Consider the following 22048-nt stretch of genomic DNA (forward strand, 5'->3'; position numbering starts at 1 on the left):
TTGACCGAAGTCGCTTTTCATTTCAACGTGCTCGACAAGGTCGAGTACGCCTGTCGCTTGCTTCGCAAGGCCCATGCCAAAGGCTCGTCACTTTTTGTGCTGGCTGAGCCAGGTACGGTCCAGAAAGTCGAATCGGCGCTATGGACGCTGGCGCCCAACGCATTCATTCCTCACTGCATGACTGCTGCCGCGCCGTACGTGATCGCACGAACGCCCATTCAGATCGGGCCTGAGCTGCCGGCACAACCTCATGCGAGCATGCTGGTCAACCTTCAGCGGGAGTGGGTGGCCGGCTGGCGGCAGTTTGAAAAAATCTTCGAGATCGTGACACTGGACGATCTTGAAAGGCAAGCTGCCCGGGAGCGGTTGCGGCGCTACCGAGCCGAGGGGATCGATCCCGTTTGGCATGAGGTCAAGTCCGCGTAGGCTTGTGAAGGTTTGCAACATATGAGGTCCTAATGCTTCATTCATTGAGGTAATAGGACTTCGGGCAAACCCTTGATGTCTTCCGCCCTTGGTCTTGGTTATTCAATATGGGTGTTTTTTGGAGTATCTTTATGGATGTGGAGAAAAAAGTTCCCTCCGCATTCCAACTACTGCTCCTTTCCGAGGATTTCTATGCAACTGAACATCAAACTGGCCGTCATCGCTGCGGCTGTCGCACTTGCCGCTTGCGGTAAAAAAGAAGAGGCAGCACCCGCAGCAGCCGCACCGGAGGCTGCACCTGCGGCTGAAGCTCAGGTCATCAAGATCGGTCACGTCGGTCCTACCAGCGGCGCCATTGCGCACCTGGGCAAGGACAACGAAAACGGTGCGAAGATGGCCATCGAAGAGCTGAATGCAGCCGGTTTGACGATCGACGGCAAGCCCACGACCTTCGAGCTGCTGGCCGAAGACGACGCAGGCGATCCAAAGCAAGGCACCGCTGCAGCGACCAAGCTGGTCGACGCCAAGGTGGCCGGTGTGATCGGTCACCTGAACTCCGGCACCACCATTCCCGCTTCGCAGATTTACAACGACGCAGGCATTCCCCAGATTTCCCCCTCGGCGACCAACCCCAAGTACACCCGTCAGGGCTACGCTGGCGTGTTCCGCATGGTGGCTGACGACGTGCACCTGGGTGGCACACTGGGCAAGTACGCCATTGAGACCCTGGGCGCCAAGAATGTTGCCGTGATCGATGATCGCACCGCTTATGGCCAGGGCGTGGCCGACGAGTTCGAGAAGGGTGTTGCTGCTGCCGGTGGTACCGTGGTGGGTCGTGAATTCACAAACGACAAGGCAACCGACTTCAACGCCATCCTGACCACCCTGAAGGCCAAGAAGCCTGACGTGGTGTTCTTCGGTGGTATGGACGCGGTTGCCGGCCCGATGCTCAAGCAGATGAAGCAGCTTGGCATCAACGCCAAGTTCATGGGCGGCGACGGCATCTGCTCCAGCGAACTGCCCAAGCTGGCCGCTGATGGCATGGCCGACGACCAGGTTTTCTGCGCAGAAGCCGGTGGTGTCGAAGGCGAACAGAAGGAAGGCATGGAGAAGTTCCGCGCCGACTTCAAGGCCAAGTTCGGTGCCGACGTCCAGGTGTACGCACCCTATGTGTACGACGCCGTGAAGGTCATGGCGAACGCCATGGTGACCGCCAACTCGTCCGACCCAGCCAAATACCTGCCTGCTCTCAAGGCCACCGAGTACAAGGGTGTGACCGGTAACATTGCATTTGACGAAAAGGGCGACATCAAGAATGGTGCCCTCACGCTGATGACCTACAAAGGTGGTGTACGTACCACCCTGGCCGTCATTCGCTGATCGCCTGAGATTCGCCGGGCATCTTCAAGATGCCCGGTCGTTTCTCACCCGAGGCCGCCTTCATGGCGGCTTTTTTTTGTCTCCATGTGCACCAATGGAGAACCCGGCTGGCCTTGTGGGCATTTTCTTTTCGTACGCAGTCCGCCGAGAGGGGGACCCACTGGCAGGCTGAACAGCGATTCACCAACTGCCAACTCTGGTCTGCTCATGAACCATGATCCCCGTACACATGGCCTTTGGGAGGCTTCCGCACCTGCGGGGCCAGACACGAAGGCGCTGAACACGAGCGTGCACGCCGACGTGGTGGTGGTGGGCGCTGGATACACCGGCCTGTCGGCATCGCTGTACCTCGCACAACGCGGCGCCCGCGTCGTGGTGCTGGAGGCGCAGGAGGTGGGATTCGGTGGTTCCGGGCGCAACGTAGGCTTGGTCAACGCCGGGATGTGGGTCATGCCCTCTGCCTTGACCGGTGAATTGGGCGAAGCCATGGGCAACCGCCTTCTGACGCAACTGGGAGGTGCGCCCACGCTGGTGTTCGAGCTGATCGAGCGCCATGGCATGGACTGCGAGCCAGTGCGCAGCGGCACTCTGCATTGCGCTCCTGACACTGCGGGCCGAGGGCATTGCAAGAACGTGAAAATCAGTGGCAGGCGCTGGGCGCGCCCGTGAGGCTGCTTTCCCGAGCTGAGACAGCGCTTAAAACCGGCACCAACGCCTACCTTGGCGCATTGCTGGATATGCGCGCGGGCACTGTGCAGCCCCTGGCCTACGCTCGGGGACTTGCCCATGCCGCCGTGGCTGCAGGCGCCCGGCTGTATACCCAATCGGCAGTCAACGCCGTGCACGATGCGGGCCAGCATTGGCGCTTGAACACCGTCAATGGCGGCGTCGTTCACGCCCCCTGGGTGATCGTGGCGACCAATGCCTATTCCCATGCCGCAGGGCCGTGGGGAGCGCTGCAAGCCGAATTGGTGAGGCTGCCGTACTTCAACCTGGCGACGGCCCCGCTGCCACCTGCGGTTCTGGAGCAGATATTGCCGGAGCGCCAAGGGGCCTGGGACACTCGCCGCTTGCTGACGTCTTTTCGGCTAGACCGCCAGGGTCGGCTGGTGCTGGGCAGCGTGGGCGCCTTGCGGAACGGTGGACTGTCCATCCACCGTGACTGGGGGCGACGTGCTCTGGGCAAGCTGTTTCCACAGTTGAGTGGTACTCGCTTTGAACACGAGTGGTACGGCGAAATTGGCATGACGGCCAACGCCTTGCCGCGCTTTCATCAACTGGCCCGCAATACGGTGGCTTTCTGCGGCTACAACGGAAGAGGCATCGCCCCGGGTACGGTGCTGGGCCGCGAGTTGGCGCGCTTGGTGCTGGGGGAGATCACGTTAGTTGACCTGCCGCTGCCTGTCTCAGAGGCCGTGTCCGCGCAGATGAAGCGGGTGCGGGAAGCCTTCTTCGAAATCGGCTCGCAGATTGCTCACTTGACAGGTGCGCGGTGAGCGCGCCGGTGTTTGCCTGGATTTTTCACAGGCAATGAGATCGAAAGGGGGGAGGTTGAAACGAAAAAACGCCCCGAAGGGCGTGTTTCTTGATGCCTGGCGGAGAGGGCGGGATTCGAACCCGCGGTGGGGATTAGCCCACACACGCTTTCCAGGCGTGCGACTTAAACCACTCATCCACCTCTCCGCGAAGCCTCGCATTGTAGCAGGCCAGCCGGCCTGATCCAGGAAGAAGCGAGGCGACCTTGCGCTTCCGAGTCAAAGAGGTGTCCTACCTTTTCTCGCCAGTGCCCATGGCATTGGGCCATGCGTGCAATTGCAGGATCTCCAGCGGAACCAGCGTCAAGGCCTCTTCATGCGTGCTCTGAAGCACGACGGGGGGTGCCACGCCGGCCTCCAGCGCGTCCAGCCAGCGAAGCGCGCACAGGCACCATCGGTCGCCGGGTTTGAGGCCTGCGAAGCGCCACTCGGGTTTGGGTGTGCTCAGGTCATTGCCTGACGCGAATGAATAAGCCAGAAACTCACTCGTCACGCGGGCGCAGATCCAGTGCGAGCCGCGATCCTCGGGCCCGACCTGACAACACCCGTCCCTCAGAAAACCCGTCAGGGGGTCATAGGAGCAGGCCTGCAGCTCACCACCCAGAACATTGAGCGCCATCGGATCCTCGCGGTTTTGAATATTCAGCGATCAGGCCGCTCTTCCGACGCCAACCATCTTCATGGCAGACGTGATGAGCGCAGACACTTCCGTCATGTTGCTGGGAACGACCAGCGTGGTAGTGGCATCGGCTGCGACCTTGCCATAAGCTTCCACGGCCTTTTCGGCCACTTTCAGTTGCACCGCTTCGGCGCCGCCCGGCGCTTGAATGGCCACGGCGACCCGCTCGATGGCCTGTGCGGTGGCGTCTGCCACCGCCATGATGGCTGCGGCTTCACCCTGCGCATTGTTGATGGCGGCCTGCTTTTCACCCTCAGACCGGGCAATGAAGGCCTCGCGTTCACCGGTGGCGATGTTGATCTGCTCCTGGCGGCGACCTTCCGATGCTGCTATCAGGGCACGCTTTTCGCGCTCTGCCGTGATCTGGGCCTGCATGGCCAGCAGGATTTCCTTCGGCGGGGTCAGATCCTTGATCTCATAGCGCAGCACCTTCACACCCCAGTTCAGGGCGGCCTCGTCGATGGCATGCACCACCTGCGCGTTGATGATGTCGCGTTCTTCGAAGGTCTTGTCCAGCTCCAGCTTGCCGATGACGGATCGCAGCGAAGTCTGGGCCAGCTGGGTCACGGCCATGATGTAGTTCGAAGAACCATAGCTGGCACGCATCGGGTCTGTGACCTGGAAGTACAGAATGCCGTCAACCTGCAGTTGCGTGTTGTCGCGCGTGATGCAAACCTGGCTGGGAACGTCGAGCGGAATCTCCTTCAGACTGTGCTTGTAGGCCACCTTGTCGATGAAGGGCACCAGGAAGTTCAAACCCGGGGGCAGCGAGGCATGGTATTTGCCCAGACGCTCCACCACCCAGGAGTTTTGCTGGGGCACCACCTTGATGGAGCGGGTGATGAATATGGCGGCAATGACGAAAAGCAGGATGGCAATTTCCATGGCGTGTTCTTCTTTCTTCTTGGCAGGTTGATGAATGGAGAGGGAAGGTCGTCCAGGGGTGTGTCAGACCTTGTCGACCATCAGCCGGTTGCCGACAAGCTCTGCCACGCGGTAGGCGCCTGGCGTGGGTGCATTGCCCGGCCGCTGAATCACGGTCCATTGTGCACCCCGGTATTGAACGCTGGCCGTTCCATCAGCGCGCCATTCGTCTATTTGCAGCACTTCGCCGACGTCCAGATTCACGCTTCTCATGGAACGAACCGAGGGATCGGTCGGGCTGCGTCGCTTGATCAGGTACCAACCAATCACCGATGCCGATCCGACCAGGGCCGATGCGACCAACTGCATGGCCGTGCCTGCGCCCGCATGCGCGGCAACCGCCCCAGCCGCGAGCCCGATGGCGAGCATCAGCAGGTAAAAGGTTCCCGTGAAGAGTTCGAGGGCCACCGCAGAACCCGCCAGCAACCACCACAATGTTGAGTCCGCCATACTTGCTCCTCCAATTGAATGTACCGTGCCTCACCAAAGTCGCCACCGAACCGGCACGCGAAGGCATTGTCTGGCCAGCGCCACATTCTGCGACAAAAGGCCTGCCTGTACGCTGGCTTGCCATGTGATTTCCGTACACTTCGCGCCTGCCTGATGGTCAATTGGCCGCAGAGCTGGTTCCGTTTCTCATTTTTGAGCTGGTCACGCAGCTGGAGATCACCATGAAATTCCGTTTTCCCATCGTCATCATCGACGAGGACTTCCGCTCCGAGAACACCTCCGGCCTGGGCATACGCGCACTGGCGCAGGCCATCGAGGTGGAGGGCTTCGAGGTGGTGGGTGTGACGAGCTACGGCGATATGAGCCAGTTCGCGCAGCAGCAGAGCCGGGCAAGCGCCTTCATTCTGTCGATCGACGACGAGGAGTTCAGCCATGGTTCTGATGTGGACCCGGTGGTGTTGAACCTTCGCAACTTCATTGACGAGGTGCGCAGGAAGAACGCCGATGTACCGATCTACATCTATGGCGAAACCAAGACCAGCCGCCACCTGCCCAACGACATCCTGCGCGAGCTGCACGGCTTCATCCACATGTTCGAGGATACACCGGAGTTTGTGGCGCGCCACATCATCCGCGAAGCCAAGAGCTACCTTGAAGGCATCCAGCCACCGTTTTTCAAAGCGCTGCTGGATTACGCGGAAGACGGCTCGTATTCGTGGCACTGCCCCGGCCATTCGGGCGGCGTGGCGTTCCTGAAGAGCCCGGTGGGTCAGATGTTCCACCAGTTCTTCGGCGAGAACATGCTGCGCGCCGACGTGTGCAACGCGGTGGAGGAACTGGGGCAACTGCTGGACCACAACGGTGCTATCGGCGCGTCCGAGCGCAACGCGGCCCGCATCTTCAATGCAGACCACTGCTTCTTCGTCACCAACGGCACCAGCACCAGCAACAAGATGGTGTGGCACCACACCGTGGCGCCGGGCGACGTGGTGGTGGTGGACCGCAACTGCCACAAGTCCATTCTGCACAGCATCATCATGACCGGCGCCATCCCGGTTTTCCTCAAGCCCACGCGCAACCACTACGGCATCATCGGCCCCATTCCGCAGAGCGAATTCGAGATCGACGCGATCCAGGCCAAGATTCGCGCCAACCCCTTGCTGGCCGGCGTGGATGCCACCAAGGTGAAGCCCCGCGTGCTCACCCTGACCCAGTCCACCTACGACGGTGTGCTCTACAACACCGAAGCCATCAAACAGATGCTCGACGGTTACGTGGCCAACCTGCACTTTGACGAAGCCTGGCTGCCGCACGCGGCCTTCCACCCGTTCTATGGCAACTTCCACGCCATGGGCAAGAAGCGCAACCGTCCCATGGAATCAGTGGTGTACGCCACACAGTCCATCCACAAGCTGCTGGCCGGCATCAGCCAGGCGAGCCATGTGCTGGTGCAGGACTCGCAGAACGTCAAGCTGGACCGGCACCTGTTCAACGAGGCCTACCTGATGCACACCAGCACCAGCCCGCAGTACGCGATCATCGCCAGTTGCGACGTGGCCGCGGCCATGATGGAACCCCCGGGCGGGCGGGCACTGGTCGAAGAAAGCATCTTCGAGGCGCTGGATTTCCGCCGTGCCATGCGCAAGATCGAAGCCGAGTTCGGCGGCGATGACTGGTGGTTCAAGGTCTGGGGACCGGACGACCTGGCGGAGGAGGGTATGGGTGAAGCCAGCGACTGGGTGCTCAACCCGTATCCCGCAGTGAGCGAAGGCGAGTCACCCACCGCCAAGGACTGGCACGGGTTTGGCGACATGGCTCCCGGCTTCAACATGCTGGATCCGATCAAGGCGACCATCGTCACGCCTGGCCTCAATCTGGACGGCCGATTCGAGGCGACGGGCATTCCCGCTTCCATCGTGACCAAGTTTCTGGCCGAACACGGCGTGGTGGTTGAGAAGACCGGCCTGTACAGCTTCTTCATCATGTTCACCATCGGCATCACCAAAGGTCGCTGGAACACCTTGTTGACCGCGCTGCAGCAGTTCAAGGACGACTACGCCCGCAACCAGCCGATGTGGCGGATCTTGCCCGAGTTCTGCCAGAAGTACCCGCGCTACGAGCAGATGGGTTTGCGCGATCTCTGCCAGCATGTGCATGCCTTGTACGCGCGCTACGACATTGCCCGTCTCACCACCGAGATGTATCTGAGCGACCTAACGCCGGCCATGAAGCCCAGTGACGCGTTCGCTCATATCGCGCACCGCACCACCGAAAGGGTGCCGATCGACGACCTGGAAGGGCGCATCACCACCAGTCTGGTCACACCGTATCCGCCGGGCATCCCGTTGCTGATCCCCGGTGAGGTGTTCAACAAGAAGATCGTGGACTATCTCAAGTTCGCCCGCGAGTTCAACACGCAGTGCCCTGGTTTTGAGACCGACATCCACGGCCTGGTGGAGATGACTGACGCCGACGGCAGAAAAGCCTATTTCGCAGATTGCGTGAGATCGGGTTAACCTTCACCGTCCACTGGCGCTGTTTTGAAAGGACCCCGGATGTTTCCTGAATACCGCGATCTCATCTCCCAGCTCAAGGGACACGATGTCCACTTCACCCGCCTTTTCGACAAACACAACGATCTGGATCAGCGCATTGCCAACATGGAGGCGCAGATCCAGCCCAGTACGCACATCGAGATCGAAAACCTGAAAAAGGAGAAGCTGCTGCTCAAGGACCAGCTCTACGCGATCCTGAAGAAGGCCGCAGATTAGCCCTCCCCGCCGCGATTCGCGCGCCCCCTTCAAGGGGACGCACCTTCAGACCGGCGAAGCCGGTTCCTGGGTATTGCCGGACGGGCGCACTTCACCATGAAAGTGAAGTGCGCTCCGTCAAGCGGCCTGTTCGCTGTCCAGGCTCATGCCACCGGTCTGGCTGAAACCGCCATCCACATAGGTGATTTCGGCGGTCATGCCGGACGCAAGGTCCGACAGGAGAAAGGCGGCCACATTGCCCACGTCTTCAATCGTCACGTTGCGGCGCAACGGCGAGGCGTTGGCGACGATGCGCAGCAACTTGCCAAAATCCTTGATGCCGCTCGCGGCAAGGGTCTTGATGGGGCCAGCGCTGATGCCATTGACGCGCATGCCGCGCGGGCCCAGCGCCTCAGCCAGGTAGCGCACCGACGATTCCAGGCTGGCCTTGGCCAGGCCCATGGTGTTGTAGTTGGGAATGGTGCGCAGCGCGCCCAGGTACGACAGCGTCAGCAGCGACGCCTTGTCGTTCAGCATCGGCAGCGCTGCCTTGGCCATGGCCGGGAAACTGTAGGCGCTGATGTCGTGTGCGATCCGGAAATTCTCACGCGTCAGGCCTTCGAGGAAATCGCCTGCGATCGCCTCTCGCGGCGCGAAGCCGATGCTGTGAACGAATCCGTCAAACTTGGGCCAAACGGTGCCCAGATCCTGGAAGAGTTTTTCAATCTGCGCATCGTCGCTCACATCGCAGTCGTATATCAGTGTCGAGTTGAAGTCCGCAGCGAATTCCGTGATGCGATCCTTGAACCGCTCTCCAACGTAGCTGAAGGCCAGTTCCGCACCTTGTTCGTGGCAAGCCTTGGCGATGCCGTATGCGATGGATCGGTTGGACAGAACGCCCGTGATCAGCAATTTCTTGCCGGCTAGAAAACCCATTGTTCAATCTCCAAAGAAAATTCCAGCAGAATTGTCGCATGCGCATTTCCGTTCGCCGGTATCCCACTTTGCGAGCCGCCGTGTTCTTCATGGTGTCGCTCCTGCTGCAAGGCTCGCCCGCATGGGCCGCGCATGGGTATGCGCTGTGGGGAGAACTGAAGTACCCCGAGGGGTTCACCCACTTCAACTATGTGAATCCTCAGGCGCCCAAGGGCGGCGAATTGCGCCTGGTGAGCAACCTGCGAACCAGCACCTTCGACAAATACAACCCCTTTACCCTGCGCGGTGCGGGTCCGGCCTATCTCTCGAGTCTGATGTTCGACTCTTTGTTGGCGGGTTCGCTCGACGAGTCGGGCGCCGCCTATGGGCTGCTCGCTGAAGACGTGCAGGCAGCACCTGACGGACTCTCCGTCGTCTTCCGCCTGCGTGACACTGCTCGCTTTCACAACGGCGACCCCGTGCTGGCGGCCGACGTGAAACACACCTTCGACACCTTGATGGGCCCCCACACCTCACCCGCCTACAAGACGGTGTTGGCAGAAGTGGCGGGACTGGACGTGATCGACGAGCGCACCGTGCGCTACCGCTTCAAGTCGCCGGATCGTGAATTGCCACTCACAGTGGGCAGCTTGCCGGTGTTCAGCCGTGCCTGGGGCAATGAAATTGATCCTCAGACTGGCCAGCGCAAGACCTTCGACAAGGTCGTCACCGACATCCCGATCGGCAGCGGCCCGTACAAGATCGGGCCGGTCAACTTCGGCAAGGACATCACCTACGTTCGCGACCCTGCCTATTGGGCTCGTGATCTGGCTGTGCGCCGTGGCACCGCCAACTTTGATCGCGTCACCGTGAAGATCTACAAGGACGCCACAGCGCGCCTCGAAGCCCTCAAGGCGGGCGAGTTTGATCTGATGCGCTTTTTCTCGGCCGGTGACTGGGCACGCCGGGTCACCGGACGCAAGTTCGATACCGGTGAATTGGTCAAGGGCGAGTTCACGCACAGCCTGCCCACCGGCTTTCAGAGCTATGTGCTCAACACACGACGCGAACCGCTCGATGACATTCGTGTGCGCGAAGCCCTGGGCCTGGCCGTGGATTACGAGTGGATGAACCGGCAGATGTTCTACAACGCGTACCAGCGCGTTGAGGGCCTGTTCGGCAACACCGATTGTTCGGCCGATGGCTTGCCGTCCCCGGAAGAGGCGGCCTTGCTGGACCCGTTGCGCGGACAACTGCCTTCGGCGGTGTTCGGGCCAGCTTACAGGCCGCCGCGCACCGACCGCGAAAGTTCGCTGCGGCAAAACCTGCGCCGCGCCCAGGCGCTGCTGCGAGAGGCGGGCTGGACGGTGCAGGCGGGCGTGCTCAGGAATGCAGAGGGCCGGGCATTGGTGCTGGAGTATCTCGACAGCAACGAGGTGGGGGCGCGCGTGGTCGCACCCTGGATTCGCAACCTGCAAAAACTGGGGGTGACGCTGCGCTTCCGCCCAGTCGACTTCGCACTCTACCAACAGCGTCTGCGTGGTTTTGATTTCGACATCATTTCCATCAACTTTCAGGGTACGCACAATCCGGGCTCCGAATACGCCGACCTGTTTGGCTCGGAGGCTGCAAAGACGCCGGACTCGGGCAATTTTGCCGGTATGGCCAACCCCGCCGTGGACGCACTCATCAACCGGATGACCAGCGCCAAGACCCGGCCTGAGTTCCTGGCCGCCTGCCGTGCACTGGATCGTGCCGTGAGCCACAGCCATATCCTGATCCCGCAGTGGTCTGCCACCACGCACCGGATGGCCTACAACGCCTGGCGGCTCGAACGGCCTACGGAAATGCCGCCTTATGCCTCTGGCGAGGGATGGGCCATTGATACTTGGTGGGCAAAACAGTGAGCAATCCCGCGCGCCTCATTGGCCGTTTGCACAGGGTTCCTGCCTTGCAGCCCGGGCGTCGAAATTCCCTCGTTGATTCGATATTGGGAGCAAGCTGACCATGTGGGTCTACATTCTCAAGCGACTGCTTCTCATGATCCCGACCCTGCTGGGGGTGCTGACGATCACATTCGCCGTGGTCCAATTCGTGCCGGGTGGGCCGGTGGAGCAGTACCTTGCCGAGGCGCGCAGCGCCGAGGGTGGGGCGGCAGAAGGCGGTTCGGTGTACCGTGGCGCGCAGGGCGTGGACCCGCAGCGCATCGAGCAGATCAAGGCGCTTTACGGATTCGACAAACCCGCCCATGAGCGCTTCGTCGAAATGCTGGTGCGCTTCGCACGATTCGACCTGGGCACCAGCTTCTTCCAGAACAAACCGGTGGCCGACCTTATCGCGGAGAAACTTCCGGTATCCATCAGCCTGGGTCTGTGGACGTTTCTGATCAGCTACGGTGTGGCCGTGCCGCTGGGCATCGCCAAGGCGGTGAGGGCCGGTTCTCGGTTCGATCTGGTCACCACGCTGATGGTGCTGGTGGGCTATGCCATTCCCGGCTTCGTGCTGGGCCTTGCCCTGCTGGTGATCTTCGGCGGCCAGTTGCAGTGGTTTCCGTTGCGCGGGCTCACTTCGTCCAACTGGGAGGAGCTCAGTTGGGGCGCTCGCATCGTGGACTACCTGTGGCACATCACCCTGCCCGTGACCGCCATGGTGCTGGGCAGCTTTGCCGTCACCGCCATGCTCACCAAAAATGCCTTTCTTGAAGAGATCCGCAAACAGTACGTCATGACAGCACGCGCCAAAGGTCTGGGCGAACGACAGGTGCTTTGGAAGCACGTGTTTCGCAACGCGCTCATCCCCATCGTCACCGGCTTTCCTGCCGCTTTCATTGGCGCCTTTTTCACCGGGGCACTCCTGATTGAAACCCTTTTCTCGCTCGATGGCCTGGGGCTGCTGAGCTACGAGAGTGTGATTCGACGCGACTATCCCGTGGTGATGGGCACGCTGTTTCTCTTCACCTTGATCGGTCTGGTCACCAAGCTGATTTCCGACCTTTGTTACGTGTGGGTCGATCCCCGCGTGAAGTTCGACTGATGGGCGCCGCATCGATCAGCCCGAGCCGGCGAGCCTGGCAGCGCTTCAAACGCAATCGCCTGGGCTACTGGAGCCTGGTGATTTTCTGTGCGCTGGTGGTGGCGAGCCTGTTCGCTGAAGTACTTTCAAACGACCGGCCACTGGTGGTGCGCTACGAAGGACAGACCTACTTTCCCATCGCAAAAAATTACGCTGAAACCGTTTTTGGTGGCGATTTCGAAACCACCACGGACTACCTCGACCCCTTCATCCAGGAGCAACTCTCGAAGGGCGACAACTGGGCGCTCTTCGCGCCCAATCCCTATGGCGCAAGCACCATCAACTACTTCGCCGAATCGCCCAACCCCGCTGGCCCCACCACGGCCAACTGGCTGGGCACCGATGACCGGGGGCGGGATCTGCTGGCCCAGCTGATCTACGGCTTTCGCGTGAGCGTGCTGTTTGCGATCGCGCTCACCGCCATCGGTATCGTGCTGGGCATCGTCACGGGGGCGATACAGGGCTTCTTCGGCGGAAAGATCGATCTGGCTTTCCAGCGCTTCATCGAGATCTGGGGCTCCATGCCCGAGCTGTACCTGCTCATCATCTTCTCTGCGGTGTTTGCGCCCAGTATCAGCCTGCTGCTGATCCTGCTGAGCCTGTTCGGCTGGATGGGGCTGTCTGACTACGTGCGCGCTGAATTCCTTCGCAACCGCCAGCTCGACTACGTGCGGTCGGCCCGGGCGATGGGGCTGTCCAACTGGCAGATCATCTGGCGCCACGTGCTGCCCAACAGCCTCACCCCGGTGGTGACCTTTCTGCCATTTCGCATGAGTGCGGCCATTCTGGCGCTGACCTCGCTGGACTTCCTGGGGCTGGGTGTGCCCCCTGGCACCCCTTCATTGGGTGAATTGTTGAGCCAGGGCAAGAACAACATCGATGCCTGGTGGATTTCCATGTCCACCTTTGCGGTGCTCGTGATCACCTTGCTGCTGCTGACCTTCATGGGCGATGCCTTGCGGGATGCTCTAGACCCCAGAAAGGCGGACAAATGAGCGCCCCCACGCTGCCCCCCGAGGGGGCTTCCCTGCTGCTGGAAGTCAAAGAGCTGCGGGTTTCCTTTGGCGGCCAGCCGGTGGTGCATGGTATTGATTTCGCCATTCAGGCCGGTGAAAAGCTCGCGCTCGTGGGCGAGTCGGGCTCAGGCAAAACGGTGTCTGCGCTGTCCCTGTTGCGCCTGGTGCAAAACGCCGAGGTGTCCGGTTCGGCGATCCTCCAGGGCCGCGATCTTTTGAAGATGAGCGAACATCAGCTGCGCGGCGTTCGCGGCGACGAGGTGGCCGTCATTTTTCAGGAACCGATGAGTGCACTCAACCCGCTCTACACGGTGGGCGATCAGATTGCTGAAGTGCTGCAGCTCAAAAAGGGCATGACGCCGCGACAGGCGCTGGCGGCCACGGTCGAATTGTTGGCCTCCACAGGCATTCCCGAGCCTGCGCGCCGGGCCGGGTCGTTCCCCCATCAGCTCAGTGGTGGCCAGCGCCAGCGCGCCATGATCGCCATGGCGCTGGCCAGCCAGCCCAAGCTGCTGTTGGCCGACGAGCCCACCACCGCGCTGGATGTCAGTTTGCGCGGGCAGATTCTCGATCTGCTCAGCGACCTGCAGCGGCAACACGGCATGGCGGTGTTGTTGATCACCCACGATCTCAACCTGGTGCGCCGGTTCGCTGATCGCGTGGCGGTGATGGAGCAGGGCCACCTGGTGGAGCAGGGCGGGGTGGAAGCGGTGTTTTCAGCGCCGACGCACCCGTACACCCAGATGCTGCTGGCCAGCAAGCCCGAGCGAAACGTGGTGGAAGCCGCTGCGAACGCCGAGCCGACGGCGCCAGTGCTGGAAACACAAGCCCTGCGCGTGAGTTACCCCGTGCCTTTGCCGGGTCTGAGCGGCTGGTTCAAGAAGGGCGAGTTTGTCGCTGTGCAATCGGCAGACCTGCGGATCGGGACGGGTCAAACACTGGGCGTCATCGGGGAGTCCGGGTCCGGCAAATCCACCCTCGCGTTGGCGGTGCTGGGCCTGCTGCCTTACCAAGGATCGCTGGATCTGCGTGGCTCCGACTGGGTGCAGGCGCGCAAGTCCGGTCAAAGCCGCGCGCTGCGGCAACGGGTTCAGGTGGTGTTCCAGGACCCGTTTTCTTCGCTTTCCCCGCGCATGACCATCGAGCAGATCGTGGGTGAAGGCCTGCTGGTGCATCAGCCGGGCCTGTCTGTCGCAGAACGGCGAGAGCGCGTGGTGAGGGCTCTGGCCGATGTGGGGCTGGTGGACGACCCGAGGCGAGGTGGGGACTGGTTGCAACGCTACCCCCATGAGTTTTCAGGGGGCCAGCGGCAGCGACTGGCCATCGCCCGAGCGCTCATCATCGATCCCGAATTGCTTGTACTGGACGAACCCACGAGTGCATTGGATGTGACCGTGCAGAAGCAGGTGCTGGCCTTGTTGCAGCGCCTGCAGCAGGAACGGGGCCTGAGCTATCTGTTGATCACACACGACGTGGACGTGATTCGGGCCATGGCTCACGACGTCCTGGTCATGAAGGACGGTGCCGTGGTCGAATTCGGCCCGGTCACGCAGGTGCTTCAATCACCGGCGCATCCTTATACCCGGGCCCTGGTGCAAGCGGCCGCCTGAGTCGTTGGCGTTGCGGCGGTCTGCGGCCTTGACATCGGTCAACAGCTGCAGAGGGCACGCCCGGGCAGAATACAGGCGGCTCACTGCTCACCACCGCTCACTATTGGCAAGAGAGCACCCGTTGCGCTCAAAATGCCTGCATGACCGACACCATTTCCCCTGGACCCATATCCTCTCTCTCGCACGCTGTCGATCTGCGGTCGCCATGGCGGTGGATCGCTCTGGGATGGCACGATCTCCGACGCAACCCCCTGCCAGGCTTGGCTCACGGCCTGATGCTGGCCGTGTTTGGCTGGCTGCTCCTGTGGGCGGCGCGCGATCGGTTTTGGCTGCTGGCCGGGGCTTTTTCCGGCTTCCTGATCGTGGCGCCCATTCTGGCCACCGGCCTCTACAGCATCAGCAAGGCCGATCAGGAAGGCAGGCGTGCCGGCCTTGGCAGCGTGTTGGCACTCTGGCGATCCGGCGATGGCCGTCTGGTGCGGTTCGGTCTGCTGTTGGGTTTGGCGGGCACGGGCTGGGTGTTGACGTCGGCCGGGCTGATCACCCTGTGGTCGCCTGTGCCGATCGAAAAACCCGTGGACTTCCTGCGGCATGTGGTGCTGGTGCCCGAGTTGGGCCTGTTTGAGGTCTGGGTGCTGCTGGGTGCACTGCTTGCGGCACCTGTTTATGCATCCAGCGTGATCGCCCTGCCCATGCTGGTGGACACGACCGTTCCGGTGAGCATGGCCGTGGCGCAGAGTTGGCGCACCGTGGCCAGCTATCCGGGACCCATGGTGATGTGGGCACTGGTGATCGGGGTGCTGATGGCTCTTGGCATGTTGACCGCGCTGATCGGGCTGGTGGTGCTGGTGCCATTGGTGGGTCATGCCAGCTGGCACGCCTACTGCGACCTGACAAGCAGAGACGTGTCGGGGGCTTCCAGCCGTATTCCCGGGCCTGCGGATGGGCAAAGCCTGTGAACAACACGTTGTTTGGCTACACGGAGGCGCAAATTGCGCAATTCGGCCTGACCTTCGGGGTGGGCGCCTTCATTCTGTACATGCTGTTCATCGTCCTGAACCTGGCGCTGGAGTCAAAGGCGGGCAAGTTCGGAACTTTCATTCTCTTTCTGGTCTTGTCCTTCGGCATGCTTGGCTTCCTGGCCAAGAACATCATCCAGTGGGTGCTCGGCATCTGAGAGGCTGAGAGTCTTTCGTTCATGCCCGCTCCCCACGCCCAAACGCACCCACTCGGCGTTGCAAATGCGCGCCATAGCCCGAGCTATGGCTGTGCTTTGCGCCTTGACTGGGCACGTTTGGGCGCGTTGCTCGGACACGACCGAAAAACGCTCAGCCTCTGAGCGCTCGCCCGGCAAATGATTGGGCTCGATCTTGCAAAGGGTGTGGTGAAGGCGTTACAATCCTGCCTTCACGACCAAATGGGCGGGTTACTACCGGCCCATTTTTTTTGGCCGAACGCTTTTATCAACCCACAAACCCTCAGGGCGCACACCACTTCCAATGGCCTGGCAAGACACCGTAGAGCAAACCGTCACCGGACTGGGTTTTGACCTGGTGGATCTCGAACGATCTGCCGGTGGTTTGCTGCGGGTCACCATCGATTGGCCTTGGGCGCCTACAGAGCCTGGGCAGGATGCGCCGGAAGAAAGGTTTGTGACGGTAGAAGACTGCGAAAAGATCACTCGCCAGCTTCAGTACCTGCTGGAAGTGGAGAACGTGGACTACCGGCGTCTCGAAGTGGGCTCGCCTGGCATCGATCGGCCGCTCAAGAAGGAGATCGATTACGTCCGGTTTGTGGGGCAGGTGGTGGACATCACGCTGAAGGCGCCGATCGGTGTGACCGGCGCTGACATCGCGGCCAACCGGAAGAAGTTTCGCGGCACGCTGGAGCGGGCTGCAGATGGCGTGCAGTGGCAAATCGTCTGGAGCGATGCACCAGAACCCAAGCCCGGTCAGCGCGTCAGCAAGAAGCGCCCACCTGTGCCGATGCAGGCCATGGCCTTTGCGTTGAATGAAGTGCAGCAGGCCCGGCTTGCGCCAATTGTGAATTTCAAGGGGCGAAGAGCCCCTGCTGTGGATATGGGAGACGACGGCCATGCCGCGTCAAATGAATGAAAAAAACCATTGTGACTCTGGGCACGATATTCGGAAAGGCGGGCGAGTGAAATGAATCGCGAAATGTTGATGCTGATCGATGCGATCTCACGCGAGAAGAACGTTGAGCGCGATCTGGTGCTGGGTGCGGTGGAGCTGGCGCTGGCCTCGGCCACCAAGAAGCTCTACAAGGGCGAGGTAGACATCCGTGTCGCCATGGACCCGGACAATGGCTCCTACGAAACATTCCGCCGCTGGCTTGTGGTGCCTGACGAAGCAGGGTTGCAGAACCCGGATGCTGAAGAGCTGCTCTCTGACGCCCGGGATGAAATCCCCGACATTGAAGAAGGCGACTACATCGAGAAACCGGTGGAGAGCGTGCCGATTGGCCGCATCGGTGCGATGGCTGCCAAGCAGGTGATCCTGCAAAAAATCCGCGATGCCGAGCGCGAGATGCTGCTCAACGACTTCATGTCGCGTGGCGACAAGGTGTTCGTGGGCACCGTCAAGCGCATGGACAAGGGCGACCTGATCATCGAGAGCGGCCGGGTCGAAGGCCGCCTCAAGCGCAGCGAGATGATTCCGAAGGAGAATTTCCGCACGGGCGACCGTGTTCGCGCCATGATCATGGAAGTGGACCTGAGCCTTCGCGGCGCGCCGATCCTGCTGTCGCGTTCCGCCCCCGAATTCATGATCGAGCTGTTCCGCCAGGAAGTGCCCGAGATTGAACAGGGCCTGCTCGAGATCAAGACCTGCGCCCGTGATGCGGGTTCACGCGCCAAGATCGCCGTGCAGTCGCACGACAAGCGCATCGACCCGATCGGCACTTGTGTGGGCGTTCGGGGTTCGCGCGTCAATGGCGTGACCAATGAGCTGGCCGGTGAGCGTGTCGACATCGTGCTGTGGTCCGAAGATCCGGCGCAGTTCGTGATTGGGGCTCTGGCACCTGCCAACGTGGTCTCCATCGTGGTGGACGAAGAGCGCCATGCGATGGACGTGGTTGTCGACGAGGAAAACCTCGCGATCGCCATTGGTCGTGGCGGTCAGAACGTGCGCCTGGCGTCCGAGCTGACGGGCTGGCGCATCAACATCATGACCGCCGACGAATCGGCGCAGAAGCAGGCCGAGGAGGCCGATGGCATCCGCGCCGTGTTCATGGCCAAGCTGGACGTGGATCAAGAGATCGCCGACATCCTCATCGAAGAGGGCTTCACCAGCCTGGAAGAAGTGGCCTACGTGCCCATCCAGGAGATGCTGGAAATCGAATCCTTTGATGAGGACACGGTCAACGAATTGCGTTCGCGTGCCAAGGATGCCCTGCTGACGATGGAAATCGCGCGCGAAGAGAGCGTGGAAGAAGTCTCGCAGGATCTCCGTGACCTCGAAGGCATGACCACCGAACTGATTGGCAAGCTGGCCGATGCCGGCGTGCACACAAGAGATGAACTGGCCGACCTGGCCACCGACGAATTGACCGATATCACCGGACAGTCGCCCGAAGAGGCCACCTCGCTGATCATGTTGGCCCGCGCTCACTGGTTCGCCGGCGAGCAGGCACCATCGTCCAACTGACCAGCGGAGGCCCCAGCGGAGAAAAGAACCTATGACCAGTACCACCGTCGCCGAATTGGCTGCCGAGCTGAACAAGCCCACCTCCCTTTTGCTGGAGCAACTCTCCGCATCAGGGGTGCCCAAGACATCCGGGTCCGATCCCGTCAACGAATCTGACAAGCAGAAGCTGCTGGGTCACCTCAAGGCCAGTCATGGCACGGCGGGTGGCGAGCGCAAGAAGATCACGCTGGTCAAGAAGTCGACGACCGAGATCAAGCAGGCGGATGCCACTGGGCGTGCGCGCACCATTCAGGTGGAAGTGCGCAAGAAGCGCACGTTCATCAAGCGTGAAGACGAGGTCGTGGTGCCTGAGGCGCAGGCCGAAGCCGTGGCGCCCGCGCCCGTGGTCGACACGGAAGAGCTCGCGCGCAGGGAAGAAGATGCCCGCCGTCAGGCTGAACTGCTGCGCCGCCAGGAGGAAGAGCTGGCGCAAAAGCGCCGGGATCGGGAGGCTGAAGAGGCGCGTGAGGCTGCCAAGGCTGAGCAGGCCGAGCAAGCTCGCGAGGCCGCCGAGGCGGCAAGCAAGGCCAAGTCCAAAGCCAAGTCCGAAAAGGTCGTGACCGAGCAGGTCGGTGGCTCGCCGGACGATGCTGAAGTGGCTGCGCGCGCTGAACAGCGGGAGGCAGAAACCAAGGCCACCGAAGCCCGCGCCGCAGCGGCCAAGACGCTGGCCACCAAGAACGCCGAGGCCAAGAAGGTCGAAGACGCGCGCGCCCAGGATCTGGTGGACCGGCGCCGCAAGGCAGAAGCCGAAGCCGCCAATATTCGGGCCATGATGGCTGCACCGGCCAAGACGCTGGTCGCCAAGAAGCCCGAACCCGATCCCAAAGCCGCCAACGCCATCAAAGGCACGCTGCACAAGCCTGCTGGTACGCCAGGCAAGCCCGCGACCCCCGCGGCCACGGCCACCACGCCGGGTGCAGGTGGCAAGAAAGAAGTCAAGTCAGAGAACCTGTCTTCCACCTGGAAGGACGACGCGGCCAAGAAGAAAGAAATCAAGACCCGCGGCGACACCAGCGCCGGTCGATCGAACTGGCGCGGTGGACCGCGTGGTGGCCGACGCGACTCGCGCGATTCACGCGACAGTGGCCAGAGCAGTTTTGTGGCGCCCACCGAGTTCAAGGTGATCGAGGTGCACGTGCCCGAGACCATCACCGTGGCTGAGCTGGCCCACAAGATGAGCCTGAAGTCGTCCGAGGTCATCAAGCAATTGATGAAGCTGGGCCAGATGGTCACCATCAACCAGCCGCTGGACCAGGACACCGCCATGATCGTGGTGGAGGAGCTGGGGCACAAGGCCGTTGTGGCTGCGCTGGACGATCCTGAAGCGTTTACCGACGACGACGCCACGCAGCAGGAAGCCGAGCTGTTGCCCCGTGCGCCTGTGGTCACCGTCATGGGCCACGTCGATCACGGCAAAACCTCGTTGCTGGATTACATCCGCCGTGCCAAGGTGGCGGCGGGCGAAGCCGGTGGCATCACCCAGCACATCGGTGCCTACCACGTGGAAACGCCGCGTGGCATGGTGTCGTTCCTGGACACCCCGGGTCACGAGGCGTTCACCGCCATGCGTGCCCGCGGTGCACAGGCGACCGATATCGTGATCCTGGTGTGTGCCGCCGACGACGGTGTCATGCCCCAGACCAAGGAAGCCATCAAGCACGCGAAAGCGGCTGGTGTGCCCATGGTCGTGGCCATCACCAAGATCGACAAGCCCGGCATCAACATCGAGAAGGTGCGTTCCGAACTCGTGGCCGAGGAAGTCGTTCCCGAAGAGTTTGGTGGCGATGTGCCTTTCGTTGGCGTATCTGCCAAGACAGGCGAGGGCGTTGATGCCCTGCTGGAACAGGTGCTGTTGCAGGCCGAGGTGCTGGAACTGAAGGCGCCGGTGGAATCCATGGCCAAGGGCCTGGTGATCGAAGCCCGGCTCGACAAGGGTCGCGGTTCGGTGGCCACCGTGCTGGTTCAGAGCGGTACGCTCAAGACCGGCGACGTGGTGCTCGTGGGCCAGACCTCTGGTCGCGTGCGGGCCATGCTCGACGAAAACGGCAAGCCGATCAAATCGGCCGGCCCATCGATTCCCGTGGAAATCCAGGGTTTGGCCGAAGTGCCACAGGCCGGCGACGATTTCATGGTCATGCTCGACGAGCGCCGCGCTCGCGAGATCGCCACCTACCGTGCCGGCAAGTTCCGCAACACCAAGCTGGCCAAGCAACAGGCCGCCAAGCTGGAAAACATGTTCACCGACATGACGGCTGGCGAAGTGAAGGTGCTGCCCATCATCGTCAAGGCCGATGTGCAGGGTTCGCAGGAGGCGCTGGCCTCGTCGTTGCTCAAGCTCTCGACCGACGAGGTCAAGGTGCAGCTCGTGTTCGCAGGCGTTGGTGGCATCAGCGAATCTGACGTCAACCTGGCCATTGCCTCCAAGGCCGTGGTCATCGGCTTCAACGTCCGTGCCGATGTGGGTGCGCGCAAGCTGGCCGAAGGCAACGATGTCGACCTGCGCTACTACAACATCATCTACGACGCCGTGGATGAACTGAAGGCCGCCATGTCGGGCATGCTGGCTCCGGAAAAGCGCGAAGAGATCATTGGCTCTGCCGAGATCCGCACCGTGTTCGTGGCATCGAAGATTGGCACTGTGGCGGGTTGTATGGTCACATCGGGTCAAGTCACCCGCAACGCCCATTTCCGTCTGCTGCGCGACAACGTGGTCATCTACACCGGCGAGATCGACACCCTCAAGCGCCTCAAGGATGATGTGCGCGAGGTCAAGGAAGGCTTCGAGTGCGGTATCAAGCTCAAGAACTACAACGACATCAAGGAAGGTGATCAGCTGGAGTTCTTCGAGGTCAAGGAAGTGGCCCGCACGCTGTGATGCCAGGAGCACAAGACACCATGCGCCCATCCAAAGGTTTCTGGTCCGAGTACAAAGGGCTGATGCTGTTCATCGGCATCATGCTTGTGTTCCGTTCGGCCGTGGCCGACTGGAATTACGTGCCGTCCTCGTCCATGAACCCCACTTTGGTGACGGGCGACCGGGTGGTTGTGAACAAGCTCGCCTACAGTCTGCGCGTGCCTTTCACCCTGACCCAAGTCACCCGCTGGGCCGAGCCTGAGGCGGGCGACGTGATCACGTTTGATTCGCCCGCCGACGGTCTGAATCTGATCAAACGCGTGGTGGCGGTGGGCGGTGACACGGTTGAAATGGCCGACAACACCCTGATCGTCAACGGCCAGGCACAAGAGCGGGTACTGCTGGACGGTGCCCGCACCGTGCCCACCGAGCAAGGGCCGCTGTCTGTTGAAGTCTGGCTTGAAAGCCACGGTCAGCGCCGACATGAAACCGCGCTGATTCCCCCCCTCAATCACGCCAAGGCGTTCGGTCCGGTGCAAGTGCCCGACGGTCATGTGCTGGTGCTTGGCGACAGCCGAGACAACAGCCGGGACTCGCGCTTCATTGGTTTCATCGACGTGCAACGCATCACAGGCCGAGCCGAGCGCGTGGCCATGTCGCACAATCCGCAGCGTTTCTACGTGCCACGCGCTCAGCGCTGGTGGTTGCCGTTGGAAAGTGGAATCTGAAG

General features: G+C 61.5%; 20 protein-coding genes and 1 tRNA gene. 16 read left to right on the plus strand and 5 right to left on the minus strand.

Features of this window, described 5'->3' with window-relative positions:
* The 4 genes from J2W49_RS07380 (at position 1) to J2W49_RS07395 (ending at position 3302) form a co-directional block, all read left to right on the plus strand.
* Positions 1-426 (plus strand): DNA polymerase III subunit chi, encoded by a 426-nt coding sequence (locus tag J2W49_RS07380; protein ID WP_310313636.1) that lies wholly within the window; start codon positions 1-3, stop codon positions 424-426.
* A gap of 192 nt (positions 427-618) precedes the next feature.
* The gene (locus tag J2W49_RS07385; RefSeq protein ID WP_310313639.1) at positions 619-1806 is read left to right on the plus strand and encodes a branched-chain amino acid ABC transporter substrate-binding protein; all 1188 of its coding nucleotides are present in this window, start codon (positions 619-621) and stop codon (positions 1804-1806) included.
* Between the two features lie 207 nt (positions 1807-2013).
* On the plus strand, positions 2014-2475 hold the full coding sequence (locus J2W49_RS07390; protein WP_310313641.1) for an NAD(P)/FAD-dependent oxidoreductase: 462 nt from the start codon (positions 2014-2016) through the stop codon (positions 2473-2475).
* On the plus strand, positions 2472-3302 hold the full coding sequence (locus J2W49_RS07395; RefSeq protein WP_310313644.1) for an NAD(P)/FAD-dependent oxidoreductase: 831 nt from the start codon (positions 2472-2474) through the stop codon (positions 3300-3302). The genes J2W49_RS07390 and J2W49_RS07395 overlap by 4 nt, the downstream gene beginning before the upstream one ends.
* Before the next feature lie 97 nt (positions 3303-3399).
* Here J2W49_RS07395 and J2W49_RS07400 read toward each other — a convergent pair.
* The 4 genes from J2W49_RS07400 to J2W49_RS07415 form a co-directional block, all read right to left on the minus strand.
* Positions 3400-3489, minus strand: a tRNA-Ser gene (locus J2W49_RS07400).
* Between the two features lie 84 nt (positions 3490-3573).
* Entirely contained in the window at positions 3574-3960 is a 387-nt protein-coding gene (locus tag J2W49_RS07405) for a DUF2237 family protein (protein WP_310313647.1), read from the minus strand.
* Between the two features lie 30 nt (positions 3961-3990).
* Positions 3991-4905 (minus strand): SPFH domain-containing protein, encoded by a 915-nt coding sequence (locus J2W49_RS07410; RefSeq protein WP_310313649.1) that lies wholly within the window; start codon positions 4903-4905, stop codon positions 3991-3993.
* A 63-nt stretch (positions 4906-4968) separates the two neighbouring features.
* Positions 4969-5394, minus strand: coding sequence for an NfeD family protein (locus J2W49_RS07415; RefSeq protein ID WP_310313652.1), 426 nt, complete (start codon positions 5392-5394; stop codon positions 4969-4971).
* A gap of 221 nt (positions 5395-5615) precedes the next feature.
* Between J2W49_RS07415 and J2W49_RS07420 the strand changes: the two genes are divergently transcribed.
* Both J2W49_RS07420 and J2W49_RS07425 read left to right on the plus strand, forming a co-directional pair.
* Entirely contained in the window at positions 5616-7910 is a 2295-nt protein-coding gene (locus tag J2W49_RS07420; RefSeq protein ID WP_310313654.1) for an Orn/Lys/Arg family decarboxylase, read from the plus strand.
* A gap of 39 nt (positions 7911-7949) precedes the next feature.
* Positions 7950-8165 carry an HP1242/YdcH family protein gene (locus J2W49_RS07425; protein WP_310313657.1) on the plus strand — a complete coding sequence of 72 codons (216 nt, stop codon included), beginning with the start codon at positions 7950-7952 and terminating at the stop codon, positions 8163-8165.
* Positions 8166-8282: 117 nt separating this feature from the next.
* Here the strand turns inward: J2W49_RS07425 and fabI are convergent, their stop codons facing one another.
* Positions 8283-9080, minus strand: a complete 798-nt coding sequence (fabI, locus tag J2W49_RS07430; protein WP_310313660.1) for an enoyl-ACP reductase FabI — start codon at positions 9078-9080, stop codon at positions 8283-8285.
* An 89-nt stretch (positions 9081-9169) separates the two neighbouring features.
* On the opposite strand from fabI, the gene J2W49_RS07435 reads away from it, so the two are divergent.
* The 10 genes from J2W49_RS07435 (at position 9170) to lepB (ending at position 22046) form a co-directional block, all read left to right on the plus strand.
* Positions 9170-10966: an extracellular solute-binding protein gene (locus J2W49_RS07435; protein ID WP_310313827.1), complete on the plus strand. Its 1797-nt coding sequence runs from the start codon at positions 9170-9172 to the stop codon at positions 10964-10966.
* 100 nt (positions 10967-11066) lie between these two features.
* Entirely contained in the window at positions 11067-12092 is a 1026-nt protein-coding gene (locus J2W49_RS07440; RefSeq protein ID WP_310313662.1) for a microcin C ABC transporter permease YejB, read from the plus strand.
* Entirely contained in the window at positions 12092-13126 is a 1035-nt protein-coding gene (locus J2W49_RS07445; RefSeq protein ID WP_310313665.1) for an ABC transporter permease, read from the plus strand. Before J2W49_RS07440 ends, J2W49_RS07445 begins: the two co-directional genes overlap by 1 nt.
* Positions 13123-14757 (plus strand): ABC transporter ATP-binding protein, encoded by a 1635-nt coding sequence (locus J2W49_RS07450; RefSeq protein WP_310313667.1) that lies wholly within the window; start codon positions 13123-13125, stop codon positions 14755-14757. The genes J2W49_RS07445 and J2W49_RS07450 overlap by 4 nt, the downstream gene beginning before the upstream one ends.
* A gap of 140 nt (positions 14758-14897) precedes the next feature.
* Entirely contained in the window at positions 14898-15716 is an 819-nt protein-coding gene (locus tag J2W49_RS07455) for a DUF2189 domain-containing protein (RefSeq protein WP_310313670.1), read from the plus strand.
* An 8-nt stretch (positions 15717-15724) separates the two neighbouring features.
* Complete coding sequence (locus J2W49_RS07460) at positions 15725-15934, plus strand: DUF2788 domain-containing protein (RefSeq protein ID WP_310313830.1); 210 nt, start codon at positions 15725-15727, stop codon at positions 15932-15934.
* Positions 15935-16256: 322 nt separating this feature from the next.
* Positions 16257-16871 (plus strand): ribosome maturation factor RimP, encoded by a 615-nt coding sequence (rimP, locus tag J2W49_RS07465; protein ID WP_310313672.1) that lies wholly within the window; start codon positions 16257-16259, stop codon positions 16869-16871.
* Between the two features lie 51 nt (positions 16872-16922).
* Complete coding sequence (gene nusA / locus J2W49_RS07470; protein ID WP_310313676.1) at positions 16923-18422, plus strand: transcription termination factor NusA; 1500 nt, start codon at positions 16923-16925, stop codon at positions 18420-18422.
* 31 nt (positions 18423-18453) lie between these two features.
* Positions 18454-21339, plus strand: a complete 2886-nt coding sequence (gene infB / locus J2W49_RS07475) for a translation initiation factor IF-2 (protein ID WP_310313679.1) — start codon at positions 18454-18456, stop codon at positions 21337-21339.
* A 20-nt stretch (positions 21340-21359) separates the two neighbouring features.
* On the plus strand, positions 21360-22046 hold the full coding sequence (gene lepB / locus J2W49_RS07480; protein ID WP_310313683.1) for a signal peptidase I: 687 nt from the start codon (positions 21360-21362) through the stop codon (positions 22044-22046).
* Positions 22047-22048: the final 2 nt, after the last annotated feature.

The organism is Hydrogenophaga palleronii, assembly GCF_031457455.1.
GTDB classification, from domain to species: Bacteria; Pseudomonadota; Gammaproteobacteria; order Burkholderiales; family Burkholderiaceae_C; genus Hydrogenophaga; species Hydrogenophaga palleronii_A.